The sequence below is a fragment of the Aestuariibaculum lutulentum genome (assembly GCF_032926325.1).
Lineage (GTDB): Bacteria > Bacteroidota > Bacteroidia > Flavobacteriales > Flavobacteriaceae > Aestuariibaculum > Aestuariibaculum lutulentum.
Genome location: NZ_CP136709.1, coordinates 1 through 13,051 on the forward strand (window position 1 = coordinate 1; position 13,051 = coordinate 13,051).

A 13,051-nucleotide genomic window follows, 5' to 3' on the forward strand; every position below is an offset into this window, starting at 1 on the left:
ATGAGTAAAACTGCGCAAACGGTATGGAATAATTGTCTAGAATTCATAAAGGATAACATCCAACCGCAAGCTTACAAAACTTGGTTTGAACCAATCATCGCAGTTAAACTCACCGACAACGCCCTAAGTATTCAAGTACCAAGTAAATTTTTCTACGAATGGCTTGAAGAACATTATGTTAAGATTTTAAAAGTGTCTTTAACTAAAGAGTTGGGAGAAAAAGCCAAGCTAGTTTACATTATTAAAATGGAAAACACCTATGGCAATAAGCAACCGTTTACTGAGAAGATTCCGAGTTCAAACAGAAGTGCTGTAAAATCACAGGAAGTTGACATTCCTTTAAAGAACAAAAACCCAGAATTACGTAATCCGTTCGTTATTCCAGGAATTAGAAATGTTAAAATTGAATCGCAATTAAATCCTAATTACAGTTTTGAAAACTTTTTAGAAGGAGATTCTAACCGTTTAGCTAGAAGTGCCGGATTGGCGGTAGCGGCTAAACCCGGAGGAACATCGTTTAACCCCCTACTTATTTTTGGTGGTGTTGGTTTAGGAAAAACCCACCTTGTACACGCTATTGGTGTGGATATTAAAGATAAGTATCCGGAAAAAACAGTTCTATATATCTCGGCTGAGAAGTTTACCCAACAGTATATTGATTCGGTTAAGAAAAATAATAGAAATGATTTTATTCACTTCTATCAAATTATTGACGTGTTAATTATTGACGACGTTCAATTCCTTTCTGGTAAAACAGGAACTCAGGATGTATTCTTCCATATCTTTAACCACTTACACCAAAACGGTAAACAGGTTATTTTAACCAGTGATAAAGCACCGGTAGATATGCAGGATATTGAACAACGTTTATTATCTCGTTTTAAGTGGGGACTTTCGGCAGAATTACAAACACCAGATTTCGAAACTCGTGTTTCTATCGTAAAAAATAAATTATATCGTGATGGTGTAGATATGCCAGACGAAATTATTGATTACGTAGCAAAAAATATTAAATCGAATGTACGTGAGCTTGAAGGTGCCATCATCTCTTTAATTGCTCAATCTTCTTTCAACAAAAAAGAAGTAACTATTGATTTAGCACGCATTGTTGTTGAGAAATTTGTTAAGAATACCAAACGTGAAGTATCTATCGACTATATTCAAAAAGTAGTTTCAGATTACTTCCAGATGGATGTAAGCACCTTACAATCGAAAACAAGAAAACGTCATATCGTACAAGCCAGACAATTAGCTATGTTTTTTGCGAAGAAATTTACAAAAGCATCGTTAGCTAGTATTGGTTCTCAAATTGGGAAACGTGACCACGCGACGGTATTACACGCTTGTAAAACCGTAGATAATTTAACATCAACAGACAAACAATTTAAAAAGTATGTTGATGATATTACAAAGAAACTGTCTGTTTAAAAACCTTTTTAAATGACTAAAATATTAATGGTTTGTTTGGGCAATATTTGCCGTTCGCCATTAGCCGAGGGGATTTTAAAATCCAAACTTCCTCAAAACACCTTTACAGTAGACTCCGCCGGAACGGCTAATTACCATTCCGGCAGTCAACCTGACCGCCGCTCGATAGCTGTTGCTAAAAAATACGGATTAGATATCTCAAATTTAAAAGCTCGACAATTTGTTGTTTCAGATTTCGATCGTTTTGATTATATCTATGTCATGGATGAATCAAATTACCAAGATGTCATCTCATTAGCTCGAAACGAAAGCGACAAAACAAAGGTTCTGTTTATTTTAAACGAAACATATCCTAACGAAAATCACCCTGTTCCCGACCCGTATTACGGAGGAAATGAGGGTTTCGAAAACGTCTATAATATGTTAGACGAAGCCTGTTCTATAATAGCTAAAAAACTTAATTAAAGTGAATACCAGAGGCGTTCTATATTTAATTCCAACCACATTGGGCGATAATGACCCTATGGACGTTTTGCCGCAAACCGTAAAACGTGTTATTGAACAAACGAACACGTTTATTGTTGAAAATGATAAAACAGCCAGACGCTTTATTAAAAAAATAACACCGGAAAAATCGCAGCCAGGCTTAAAAATGTTTCACCTGAACAAATTTACCGACCCTGCCGATTTACCTACTTTTATAGAGCCTTGCCTTAACGGAACCAATGTGGGACTATTATCGGAAGCCGGATGCCCTGGCGTTGCCGATCCTGGTGCCGATATTGTTAGTTTGGCACATAGACACAATATTAAAGTTGTTCCTTTAGTTGGTCCTTCTTCCATTTTAATGTCTGTTATGGCTTCCGGAATGAACGGACAAAGTTTCGCTTTTAATGGCTACTTACCTATCGACAAAGGCGAACGTAAAAACGAAATTAAACGATTAGAGCGCTTATCTTTCGATTATAATCAGTCGCAATTATTTATTGAAACACCATACAGAAACAATAAAATGCTGGAAGATTTATGCCAAATTCTTGAAAGTAACACGCAGATTTGTGTGGCTTGTGATATTACTTTGGATACCGAATTTATAAAAACACAATCTGCAGCTAGCTGGAAAAAAAATATCGTAGACCTTCATAAAAGACCTACGATATTCATAATTCATAAAAGCTAATATAACCTTTAAATTGCTTTTGCTTTCTTGTTAGGTTTTAGCGAAGAGGTATCATAACCTGAAAACTTTTTCATATAATACGCTACGTTTGTACCATAGCTGTCTTCAAAGTTATCCAAACCGTAACTTCTTAAATACTTCTTTACACTTCCAGGACCGGCTAAATGTGCCGCTGCTAAAATACCTGACTCGGTAACTAAAACACCATTAATTCGTTTTCCAACAAAATTCTTGATGTCTCTACGAAGCACCCATTTGTTACGCTCTGCATTAGCGATAAACGCACGCTCCTGTAACTCTGGGTTCTTTAAAAACTTGTTAGGATTGTTAATTCCTAATAATTTCAATGTACCTTTTCCAAATTGATATTTACCTAAATACCCTAAAGTATTCACAGTAAAATAATCACCGCCAGACTCTTTAAAACCAACGGCTTCTTTAAATCCTACAAAAGATTTCCCCAGATAAGGAGAAAACGTTTTGTTCACATCATTCGACGCCAAAACATTATCTTTAATGTCTTCGTCCGGACTTACAGTATAATTTAACTCTAAGCCAGCTGTTGAGTATTTACCTAAATTTACCGTTTCATCTGTTGTAAACGATAAGGACAATAGAATACATATTGTAACACTTAGGGCAATAAAAGTTGCAATACTTTTTCTCATAAACTTAAATTTCTTCAGCTCGGTAAAATGTACCTGATGAGCTTGAAAATTCAGCGTGCAAAATTATAAATTTTATTAATTATTTCAAAATTAATCGTTTATCTACTTTTTTTAGATGTAGAATAGATGAAATGCACATCCATTTTTATTAATTTCTAATGTAGGAAAAGGTATTTTTATGGTGTTAAAAACCTCGAAAACAGTTCGTAACAACTGTGACTTAGTTTGTAGCTTACTCAAGTCTACATCAAGACTTAAATAGTACTGACGATACCTATTGTAGTCTGGTAAATTTAAATTATTTTCTTCTGAAACGCCAGATAACATCCCATCAGCGCCATATCCAAACGCTAGATTCAGCCATTTCGGAAGCTTACTTTCTTTAAAAAAAGAACTTAAATTAACACTTAACCAATAGGTTTGTCCGTTATAATCTTTTAAAACACGTTCAAAAAAACCGTTTCCCAGTTTATCAGAACGTTGTGAAGCATACATTGTTTCATGATAAGAAAACTTTAACAGTATACGTTGCTCATTCCAAAGGAGTTGCTGCCCAACATACAGTCCGGTTCCTGAGGCATTCGCGATAATATCGCCCCAAGAAAAGCCCCATTCTTCGGAAAAACCATCGAGAACCTCAACGGCAGTAAGAAACCCAAAACCTAAAGTAGAACCATAAATTAACTGGTCTTTTTCACTCGCGCCACTCCAGTTTAAAAGGTCTGCGCCCAGTTTTCCCATTTGATAGGCTGTAAAAGCGTGCCCCATTTTATCCATTTGAAGCCATTCCTTATTATCATTTATGGTGTGAAATTTAGAATGCTCATAATCGGCATACCATAACTGGTTTAAACCAACCAATGTAATTCCTGCTAAAGAAGCCTCGCTTATTACAACAGCATTTCTTCTGGATGTATTTAAAGTATCGCCTGGGGTAAGAAAACGCTTTGTAGCAGATTGTGCAAAAGAAAAAAGGCTAACACATAAAAATAGCATTATATATGTTAGCCTTTTGTCTATCATTTAAGTTTTATGTATTATTTATTAATACCTTGGGAAGATAAATAACGCTGATATTCTCTCGCATTGGCATTATGCTGAGATAAGGTCTTTGCAAACTTATGAAACCCTAAACGCTGAGCATCAGCAGCGAAATACAAATAGCTATGCTTCTCAAAGTTTAAAACCGCATCAATCGCAGAAATATCAGGCATGGCAATTAATCCTGGTGGTAAACCTGCATTTTTATACGTGTTATAAGGTGAATCTATTTCTTTATGAACGTTAAGTACACGCTTTATCACGGTGTTTTTATATTCTGGTAATTGATAGGCTGCAAACTTTAACGTCGGGTCGGCTTGTAAAGGCATCCCGATACGTAATCTGTTCATATACACACCAGCAATTCTTGGTTGTTCACTAGCTTGTTTAGACTCTTCGTAAACAATAGACGCCAGTGTCATCACTTCCGCTTGCGATAAACCAATAGCTTTTGCTTTAGCTTTACGCGAATCGTTCCAGAAACGATTATACTCAGTAAGCATCCGCTCTCTGAATAATTTTGCAGATGAATTCCAGAAAAACTCATAACTATTCGGAATATACATACCCAAAGCTGAAGCCTTACTGAATTTATTTTCAGATAAAAATGCAGCATCCTTCATGGCTTCAACCAGCGATGTACTATCAGCTTCAATTTGAGAACTGATTCGTCCTGCTAACTTTTCTAAACTTTCCTGATTGTTAAAAGACAAAGTAATAGGCAAGTTTTTGCTTCGTATCGAGTTGATGATATCATTATTACTCATTCCTCTTTTGATAGCGAAACGACCGGCTTTTAAATTAGTTGTGTACTTTTTTTGTTTTGCTAACACGTCAAAAGAGTCTATATTTTCTAACAAGGGCTCCAACTGTTCTCTAACCTCTGGGTAAGTGGCGTTGGTTCTTACATATATATAAGCAGTATCGTTATTAAATGCTGTATTTGGCTTTAACATGGTGTTGTAAACAAAATAAGCAAAGTATGCTGCTCCAACCAAACCTAATAATGCTATGGCAACAAGTATTTTTTTTAAGTACATTTAATTATTTATAAGCTGAAATAAATATTCGTTTTTAAAAGATCTGTTAAAGTGAATCCAGTCTTTTTTAAGCCCAACTTCTTTAAACCCTTGTTTGGTAAAAAGGTTGATGCTCGCTTGGTTATCTTCTGAAATATTACAAAATAACTGATGCAAATCTAAATGTGTGAAACAATAATTAATCAATAATTTTAAAGCTTCACTACCAATACCTTTTGAGCGATCTTTCGGTTCCTTAACCAAAATACCAACTCCGGCACGTTTATTTTTAAAATCGAAGTCGAACAAATCTATCACCCCTAAAGTTTCATTTTTGTAATTACAGATAACCAGACGCAGTTGTTTAACCTCAAAAATATCTTTGTGAGCCTGCTCTAAATACTGTTTGATTACATATTTAGAATACGGTGTTTGTGTACAACTTAGTTCCCAAATAGATTCGTCGTTTTCAATAGCATGAATAAACTCTAAATCTTCAGGTTCCAGAGCACGTAAATAAATATGTTCTCCTTTTAAGGTAATCATATTGTTCCTTTGAAAACGTAGGTTGCTAGCCCGATAAGCCAAACGTTTTTGTAAATACCGTTCTCCACATCGAAACTTACCTGTAACTTTCCGCCTTCTACATTTAAATTAATTAAAGTACTGTCAGTTTCTCCTAATGTATGCATCGCAATGGCCACAGCTGTTACACCGGTTCCGCAAGACAAGGTTTCGTCCTCAACCCCACGCTCGTAAGTTCTAACTCGAAAGGTATCGTTATTAATCTTCTTTACAAAGTTAACGTTAGATCCTGCCTGATTATAAGGCTCACCATAACGAATTTGGGCTCCTTTAGTTTTAATATCGAAATCTTCTATGTTTTCTTCAAACTGAACATGGTGTGGCGATCCTGTATTTAAAAACACATGGTTTTCATATTGCTCAACTGTTTCAACATCTAACATTTGAAGTTTTACAATACCGTCTTTAATTTCAGCGTGATGTAACCCATCAATGGCCTCAAAAACAGCATGTTCTTTTATAACACCTAAATCTTTAGCAAAAGCCACTAAACAACGTCCGCCGTTCCCACACATGGTGCTTTCGTTTCCATCGGCATTGTAATAGACCATCTTAAAATCTAAATCGGGATGGTTTTCTAATAAAATTAATCCGTCTGCACCTATGCCAAAACGTCTGTCACATAAAAACGCGACGCGTTTGGTATCGTTTTTGTCGAACGTTTGCTGACGATTATCAATCATCACAAAATCGTTTCCTGTTCCTTGATATTTATAAAAAGTCTGTTGCATAATAGAGGGCAAATATAGGAATAATTAACCGTTTTTTCACGTGTTAAACCCGAGTTAAAATTGACGTTAAAAATCGTTAAAACAAAAAAAGGAACTCTATAAATAATTAATTTTAATCGTTCTTTAATCAGATTTTAATTGCTAAAATCTTCACCCAACAAAGGTTATACCTCTCAAAAACAAACCTGGCGAACATTTTAGCATTTATTGAATATTAACTAAAATAGATGATAATTATGAAGAAGATTTTCTCATTAGTATTAGTTTCAGCATTAGGTGGCGCTTTAACTCTAGGTGCCTACAAACTTTTTTTAGAGCCTGAAAACAAAATAGAAATTACAGCAGACTCTAATCCATCATTTTTACCAACAAGTAATATTAGTAATGTATTTAATACTGCTGCTGAGGCACCCGATTTAACAACGGCGGCCGAAAACACAGTTAATGCGGTTGTTCACGTTAAAAACGTGACCATTAGCACCGGACAAATGACGTTTCAGGATTTATTTTTAGGAAGAAGTCCGCAGCGGGCTCAAATGGGAACTGGCTCCGGAGTAATTATTAATGCAGATGGATACATCATCACTAATAATCATGTGATCAATAATTCAGATAAACTTACGGTTACACTAAATAACAACAAAACTTACGATGCCGAAATTGTAGGTTCTGATCCTAAAACCGACATTGCCTTGCTTAAAATTGATGCCGATGAAGACTTGCCTTATGTAACTTTTGCGGATTCAGACCAGGCTAAAATTGGCGAATGGGTATTGGCTGTGGGTAACCCTTTTAACTTAACCTCAACAGTTACAGCCGGTATTATTAGTGCAAAAGCCAGAGATTTATCGGGTAATTCTACACAGTCGTTTATCCAAACCGATGCCGCTGTAAATCCTGGAAACTCAGGTGGCGCCTTAGTAAATACCAATGGAGAGCTTATTGGTATTAATACTGCTATTTCATCTCAAACAGGTTCTTATATCGGATATTCGTTTGCGGTTCCAAGTAATATTGCCAGACGTGTTATTGAAGACATTATGGAATACGGCAATGTACAAAATGGTATTTTAGGCATTACCGGAGGTGCTTTAAACAGTGCTGCCGCAACCGATTTAGGTGTTAATGACACCGAAGGTATTTATGTTGCTGGTGTGGTTGAAGATTCTGGTGCCGATAAAGCCGGCATTAAAGAAGGTGATATTATTAAGGAAATAGACCGTATTAAAGTTTCTAAATTCTCCGATTTAACAGGACACATAGGTGCAAAACGTGTTGATGATATTGTGGAGCTTAAAATTTCCAGAGATGGTGAACTTAAAACCGTTAATGTAAAATTAACAAGAAACGAAACTTTAAATCTGCCTTTAGTTGGTATGGTTAAAAATGCTAAAAGAGAAGATTTAAAATCTTTAAACGCTACCAATGGTATTAAAATTATTGAATTAAATAAAGAATATGAATCGTACTGGAAGAAAAACGGTGTAGATGAAGGTTCTATTATCACATCCATTAACGATGTAAAAATAAATACGGTTGATGATGCACAGGAAGCTATTAAAAACAGATCTTCTTATGAACCGCTTCGCATAGAATTAATCAATTCTAAAGGAGAAAAAGAACGTTACAACTTCAGATAAAAACATTTAAATAATAATTGTCATTTAGCCTCTTAAAAAGTCTTTTTTTAAGAGGTTATTTTTTTGTTAAAATAGCTTACGAAAACGTTTGAAATATGATACTTTTGCCGAAACATTTATAAAAACTAAACTATCTCAAAGATGTCTTTTAACAAAAACTATGAAAAGGAATTAGCCTTTCAAGCAGATCGTAGAAGAGCCACCGTAGAATTCATTAAAATTGTAAGCGATTTATGGTACGACAAGTCTATAGAACTTGTTCTTTTTCGCAACCAACTAATCGACAGAAATGTGAGTCAAATTTTAAATCTGCACGAATACGCAGGTAAATTTGTTCAAAAACCAATCTCTATTTTCGATTCTGTTGAAATTGCACAAGCCATTAAATCGCTTGACATTGCCCCTGCTAAATTAGACATAGGTAAACTAACCTATGAATATCATTTAGAAGACACCAAGTACAACAACGCCAGCAGTTTTATTGCCGATAAACTAAAGGATGCCAACAAAAATGGTTCACTGCTTCCTAAAGATGTCATTCTTTACGGGTTTGGAAGAATTGGTCGTTTGGTAGCTCGTGAAATTCTGGCTCGTACAGGAAAAGGTAGTCAGTTAAGATTAAGAGCCATTGTAACTCGTGGAGCAATTGATGCTCAGGTTCTAGAAAAAAGAGCTGCCCTTTTACGTAACGATTCTGTACATGGTGAATTCTCTGGAACCGTATCGGTTGATGCAGCTAACAATGCACTAAGCATTAACGGAACAACTGTAAATATTATTTCGGCTAATACACCTGAAGAAATTGATTACACTAAATACGGCATTAACAACGCTTTAGTGATTGATAATACCGGTGCTTTTAGAGATGAAGAAGCTTTAAGCAGACATTTAAAATCGAGAGGTGTATCTAAAGTATTATTAACCGCTCCAGGAAAAGGTGTTCCAAATATTGTTCACGGTGTTAATCATTTAGATTACGACCCAAGTAAAGTTGATATTTTCTCTGCGGCATCTTGTACTACCAATGCCATCACACCTGTTTTAAAAGTAATTGAAGATACTTATGGCATTAAACATGGTCACCTTGAAACCATTCATGCTTATACTAACGACCAGAATTTAGTCGACAACTACCACAACAAATACCGTCGTGGTCGCGCAGCTGCGTTAAATATGGTTATTACTGAAACTGGTGCCGGAAGTGCTGTCGCAAAAGCTTTGCCTGAATTAGAAGGTAAATTAACATCGAATGCCATTCGTGTTCCTGTTCCAAATGGTTCGTTAGCCATTTTAAATCTTGAATTAAAAAATAAAACTTCTGTTGAACAGATGAACACCACACTAAAGAAATTTGCTTTAGAAGGCGATTTGGTTGAACAGATAAAATACGAATTAAGCGACGAGCTCGTTTCAAGTGATATTGTTGGCTGTTCAGCACCTTCAATTTTTGATAGCAAAGCCACTATTGTGCGTGCCGACGGAAAAAATGCCGTATTATATGTTTGGTACGATAACGAATATGGATACAGTCATCAAGTTATTAGACTTGCAAAATACATAGCGAAAGTAAGAAGGTATACTTATTATTAGTAGAAATTAAACCTATGACTAACAAAAAAGCCTCACTATAGTGAGGCTTTTTTGTTAGTATGGTATGTAAACCCATTTTATTGTTTTCGATAAATTTTCAATAACCAAATTTTCACCTTGAAAAAATGCAGTGTATTCAACGACATCTTCAACTCCATCAATCAGTTCATATTGATTTCCTGCCTTTCTCCATTTATTTAATTCAAAACCTGTACTGTTGCAAATTTCAGGTGTTGTTTCATAATTTTTAAAATCTCCTGTTGTAGTAAAATCGTATTTGATTATTAAATAAGTATACTCTGAACAACCCAGTTGTTCGGCTTTTTCTCCATTAGAATATATTTCGATGACTTGCCAATTACCAATTATTCTATCCTTTGTATCATCACTCGAACAAGAATTAAAAAGTATAAGGAATACAACAAATAAAAAGAATGTATTTTTCATAAGTAGGTTTTTAAATTGTAACAAAGAAACAAAATTTACTTACAAAACAATAATTAACTTAACTACTCATTAAACTAAAATAAGACACTATAACTATTATTAGTAGTCAAAACATCTAAATTATATTTATTAACGTATATTACAAAAAGCCTCACCTCGTGAGGCTTTTTGGCAATTTTACCTTTAACAGTAAACAATATTTTATAATTTAGTAACCCAATATTCAAAAATTACTTTAAAATGAACAAAATCAAGTATTTAGCTGTTTTTAGCTTTTTATTTACTGCGACTTTATTTGCGCAAACTGAGAATGACGAAGACAAATTATCTTTAAACAGCGGTACCATTGATAACCAATTTGAATATGCTATTCAGCGTTCCAATAATTACCAAGACTATAAAGTAATTAAAAAAACTTGGCTTTACACTTTAAAAGCACATACTCTGGATTCTCTTAATGCTATTCAAAAAAATCTTAACGACACCAAAGCTGTTGTTAATACTCAAGCAAAAGAAATAGACAATTTAAAAGCCAGCCTTTCTGAAACTCAAAACACTCTTAATGAAACCAATTTAGAAAAAGATAGCATGTCTTTATTTGGTATACAAATGAGTAAAGGCAGTTACAATGTACTTATGTGGTCTATTATCGGTGGGCTATTAGTGTTATTAGTGGTATTTATTTATAAATTTAAAAATAGTAATATTATTACCACTGAAGCCAGAAAAGCTCTTTCTGAAATAGAAGAGGAATTTGAAGAACACAGAAAAGTTGCCTTAGAGCGTGAGCAAAAAGTAAGACGTCAGCTTCAGGATGAAATCAACAAACACAAAAAGATTTAATTCTTTATAAAAACAACAAAAAAAGCCGGAGTGTAAACTCCGGCTTTTTTTGTTGTTTTCTTAAACACCCAATCGTTTTAAAACCTCATCCTTATAGGTTTCTCCAATAGGTATTTGTACTTTCTCTATAACCAGTTTGGTTTTTTGTAGTGCTTTAATAAAATTGATATTTACCGCATACGAGCGATGCACCCTAATAAAATGTTTTGCCGGTAATTTATCTAAAATATCCTTAAAACTCGATAAGGTTAAAATGGCTTTATCAGATTCTGAAGTATATATTTTGATATAGTCTTTAAGCCCTTGTATGTACTTTATACTTTCAGTGTTAATCTTAATATTTTCATACTCCGATTTTACAAAAATGAAATCATTTTCAACTGTCGAAACAGCTTCTGTTGAAGGCTTTTCAACTCTCAAGGTACTTCCCTGCTCCAATTCGTACTTCTCCTTAGCTCGTAAAACAGCTTTTAAAAACCTATGAAACGGTATAGGTTTCACCAGATAATCGGTCGCATTTAAGTTAAAACCGTCCAAGGCATACTGCGGATAAGCGGTGGTAAATATAAACTGAGGAATACTATCCAGCGTTTTCACTAAATCAATTCCTGTAAGGTTTGGCATTTCAATATCTAAAAACACCAAATCGACATGTTGTCTGTTTATTAAATTAATTGCTTCTAAGGGATTGGTACATTTTGCAACAATCTCTAAGCCTGCAATTTGCTTTACATAAGACTCAATAACATCGACCGCTAAAGGTTCATCGTCTATAATTACACATTTCATGTACGCTTTCCGTTTTAATTAGCTTAACTTCAAAGTTAAATCTACAGTAAAATGTTCACCAGTGTCTTCAACTTCTAAATTATGTTTTCCAGGGTAAAGCAAATCTAACCGTTCTCTGGTATTTTTTAATCCTATTCCTGAATGATTCCGATCTACTTTTGTTCTACCAATTAAATTTACACATTTAAAATGCAACTCGTCTTCATTAATATTAATTTCAATTTTCACCTCTGTATTGCCTTTAAAATCTGTGCCGTATTTAAAAGCGTTTTCTATGAATGAAATAAGTAACAACGGACGAATTTTTTGATTGGCTTCATTACCACGAATATTTAAAGTAACATTTTCATTTTTAGCAATGCGTAAACGCTGAAGCTTTAAGTAATTCTGAATATACTCCAATTCCTTGCTTAACGGCACGAAATCGTTGTTTGTTTCATAAAGCATATATCGCATAAGTTCGGACAAAGTGATAACCGCCTCTGGCGCATCATTCGATTTTTGCGTGGTTAATGAATATATACTGTTTAAAGAATTGAATAAAAAATGTGGATTTAACTGATGTTTTAAAAAGTGTAATTCCGTCGACGATTTTTGAACTTCAATCTCCTGTTTCTTTCTTTCATTTTTGTTCCATTCACCATACACACGAAGCGCAGTGCCAGTTACCACCAGCAAAATATTAAACACAAAAGGTCCAAGCATTCGAATATGAAAAAATCCATCAGGTTTCTTATCCGGAAACGGCGGCGGGTTTTTAAATCCTTCTTCTAACGGTTTAAAATTCTCCTGAGGCCTGAATTCCGGGCTAAACAAATTAAACAAATAAGTAAGTACAACTACTAAAACCAGTATAATTAATACATACCAAAAGGTTTTCTTTTTAAGTAGAAATTCTGGAACCAGATAAAAATAATTCAAATAAAACAGCATCATATTACCACATACAATAAACATAACCCGCTTAATTAATTGCTCCATTTCTATATGCGGCTGCATTAAATTGAATACCAGAAAAATTGCCCAAATTGAAGCATGAATCAATATTTGTTTGTAATTACGGCTTTCTATAAACGCTGTTTGTTCCATA

14 protein-coding genes are annotated in these 13,051 nt (G+C 34.4%); 6 read left to right on the forward strand and 8 right to left on the reverse strand.

Annotated elements, in window-relative coordinates; translation table 11 throughout:
- Genes dnaA through R1X58_RS00015 form a run of 3 tightly spaced genes read left to right on the forward strand, consistent with a single transcriptional unit; the run spans nucleotide 1 to nucleotide 2,608 of the window.
- Nucleotides 1–1,428, forward strand: coding sequence for a chromosomal replication initiator protein DnaA (dnaA, locus tag R1X58_RS00005; protein WP_240573403.1), 1,428 nt, complete (start codon nucleotides 1–3; stop codon nucleotides 1,426–1,428).
- A gap of 12 nt (nucleotides 1,429–1,440) precedes the next feature.
- Entirely contained in the window at nucleotides 1,441–1,893 is a 453-nt protein-coding gene (locus tag R1X58_RS00010) for a low molecular weight protein-tyrosine-phosphatase (RefSeq protein ID WP_240573406.1), read from the forward strand.
- A 58-nt stretch (nucleotides 1,894–1,951) separates the two neighbouring features.
- Nucleotides 1,952–2,608, forward strand: a complete 657-nt coding sequence (locus tag R1X58_RS00015) for an SAM-dependent methyltransferase (protein WP_240573468.1) — start codon at nucleotides 1,952–1,954, stop codon at nucleotides 2,606–2,608.
- Between the two features lie 8 nt (nucleotides 2,609–2,616).
- Here R1X58_RS00015 and R1X58_RS00020 read toward each other — a convergent pair whose 3' ends face one another.
- From R1X58_RS00020 to dapF, 5 genes are all read right to left on the reverse strand, one after another.
- Nucleotides 2,617–3,276, reverse strand: a complete 660-nt coding sequence (locus tag R1X58_RS00020; protein ID WP_240573407.1) for a peptidoglycan-binding protein LysM — start codon at nucleotides 3,274–3,276, stop codon at nucleotides 2,617–2,619.
- Nucleotides 3,277–3,387: 111 nt separating this feature from the next.
- Complete coding sequence (locus tag R1X58_RS00025) at nucleotides 3,388–4,272, reverse strand: DUF2279 domain-containing protein (protein ID WP_240573408.1); 885 nt, start codon at nucleotides 4,270–4,272, stop codon at nucleotides 3,388–3,390.
- Nucleotides 4,273–4,313: 41 nt separating this feature from the next.
- Complete coding sequence (mltG, locus tag R1X58_RS00030; protein WP_240573410.1) at nucleotides 4,314–5,357, reverse strand: endolytic transglycosylase MltG; 1,044 nt, start codon at nucleotides 5,355–5,357, stop codon at nucleotides 4,314–4,316.
- Nucleotides 5,358–5,882 carry a GNAT family N-acetyltransferase gene (locus R1X58_RS00035; RefSeq protein WP_240573412.1) on the reverse strand — a complete coding sequence of 175 codons (525 nt, stop codon included), beginning with the start codon at nucleotides 5,880–5,882 and terminating at the stop codon, nucleotides 5,358–5,360.
- The gene (dapF, locus tag R1X58_RS00040; RefSeq protein WP_240573413.1) at nucleotides 5,879–6,652 is read right to left on the reverse strand and encodes a diaminopimelate epimerase; all 774 of its coding nucleotides are present in this window, start codon (nucleotides 6,650–6,652) and stop codon (nucleotides 5,879–5,881) included. The genes R1X58_RS00035 and dapF overlap by 4 nt, the downstream gene beginning before the upstream one ends.
- Before the next feature lie 236 nt (nucleotides 6,653–6,888).
- Here dapF and R1X58_RS00045 point away from each other — a divergent pair, with 236 nt between their 5' ends.
- Nucleotides 6,889–8,292: a trypsin-like peptidase domain-containing protein gene (locus R1X58_RS00045; protein ID WP_240573415.1), complete on the forward strand. Its 1,404-nt coding sequence runs from the start codon at nucleotides 6,889–6,891 to the stop codon at nucleotides 8,290–8,292.
- Nucleotides 8,293–8,433: 141 nt separating this feature from the next.
- The gene (locus R1X58_RS00050) at nucleotides 8,434–9,882 is read left to right on the forward strand and encodes a glyceraldehyde-3-phosphate dehydrogenase (RefSeq protein WP_240573417.1); all 1,449 of its coding nucleotides are present in this window, start codon (nucleotides 8,434–8,436) and stop codon (nucleotides 9,880–9,882) included.
- Nucleotides 9,883–9,936: 54 nt separating this feature from the next.
- On the opposite strand, the gene R1X58_RS00055 is transcribed toward R1X58_RS00050, so the two are convergent.
- Nucleotides 9,937–10,329, reverse strand: coding sequence for a lipocalin-like domain-containing protein (locus tag R1X58_RS00055; protein ID WP_240573419.1), 393 nt, complete (start codon nucleotides 10,327–10,329; stop codon nucleotides 9,937–9,939).
- A gap of 240 nt (nucleotides 10,330–10,569) precedes the next feature.
- Here R1X58_RS00055 and R1X58_RS00060 point away from each other — a divergent pair, with 240 nt between their 5' ends.
- Nucleotides 10,570–11,172: a tRNA (guanine-N1)-methyltransferase gene (locus tag R1X58_RS00060; protein WP_240573422.1), complete on the forward strand. Its 603-nt coding sequence runs from the start codon at nucleotides 10,570–10,572 to the stop codon at nucleotides 11,170–11,172.
- A gap of 60 nt (nucleotides 11,173–11,232) precedes the next feature.
- Here the strand turns inward: R1X58_RS00060 and R1X58_RS00065 are convergent, their stop codons facing one another.
- Nucleotides 11,233–11,961, reverse strand: a complete 729-nt coding sequence (locus R1X58_RS00065; RefSeq protein WP_240573424.1) for a LytR/AlgR family response regulator transcription factor — start codon at nucleotides 11,959–11,961, stop codon at nucleotides 11,233–11,235.
- Nucleotides 11,962–11,979: 18 nt separating this feature from the next.
- Nucleotides 11,980–13,050 carry a sensor histidine kinase gene (locus R1X58_RS00070; protein ID WP_240573426.1) on the reverse strand — a complete coding sequence of 357 codons (1,071 nt, stop codon included), beginning with the start codon at nucleotides 13,048–13,050 and terminating at the stop codon, nucleotides 11,980–11,982.
- Nucleotide 13,051 lies beyond the last annotated feature (1 nt).

Excerpts from the sequence above, each read along its gene's own strand:
- R1X58_RS00055 (WP_240573419.1), bottom strand. The coding sequence starts at position 10,329 with ATGAAAAATACATTCTTTTTATTTGTTGTATTCCTTATACTTTTTAAT.
- R1X58_RS00025 (WP_240573408.1), bottom strand. The coding sequence starts at position 4,272 with ATGCTATTTTTATGTGTTAGCCTTTTTTCTTTTGCACAATCTGCTACA.
- dnaA (WP_240573403.1), top strand. The coding sequence starts at position 1 with ATGAGTAAAACTGCGCAAACGGTATGGAATAATTGTCTAGAATTCATA.
- R1X58_RS00015 (WP_240573468.1), top strand. The coding sequence starts at position 1,952 with ATGGACGTTTTGCCGCAAACCGTAAAACGTGTTATTGAACAAACGAAC.
- R1X58_RS00045 (WP_240573415.1), top strand. The coding sequence starts at position 6,889 with ATGAAGAAGATTTTCTCATTAGTATTAGTTTCAGCATTAGGTGGCGCT.
- dapF (WP_240573413.1), bottom strand. The coding sequence starts at position 6,652 with ATGCAACAGACTTTTTATAAATATCAAGGAACAGGAAACGATTTTGTG.
- R1X58_RS00065 (WP_240573424.1), bottom strand. The coding sequence starts at position 11,961 with ATGAAATGTGTAATTATAGACGATGAACCTTTAGCGGTCGATGTTATT.
- R1X58_RS00050 (WP_240573417.1), top strand. The coding sequence starts at position 8,434 with ATGTCTTTTAACAAAAACTATGAAAAGGAATTAGCCTTTCAAGCAGAT.
- R1X58_RS00070 (WP_240573426.1), bottom strand. The coding sequence starts at position 13,050 with ATGGAACAAACAGCGTTTATAGAAAGCCGTAATTACAAACAAATATTG.
- R1X58_RS00035 (WP_240573412.1), bottom strand. The coding sequence starts at position 5,882 with ATGATTACCTTAAAAGGAGAACATATTTATTTACGTGCTCTGGAACCT.
- R1X58_RS00010 (WP_240573406.1), top strand. The coding sequence starts at position 1,441 with ATGACTAAAATATTAATGGTTTGTTTGGGCAATATTTGCCGTTCGCCA.
- R1X58_RS00060 (WP_240573422.1), top strand. The coding sequence starts at position 10,570 with ATGAACAAAATCAAGTATTTAGCTGTTTTTAGCTTTTTATTTACTGCG.
- R1X58_RS00020 (WP_240573407.1), bottom strand. The coding sequence starts at position 3,276 with ATGAGAAAAAGTATTGCAACTTTTATTGCCCTAAGTGTTACAATATGT.
- mltG (WP_240573410.1), bottom strand. The coding sequence starts at position 5,357 with ATGTACTTAAAAAAAATACTTGTTGCCATAGCATTATTAGGTTTGGTT.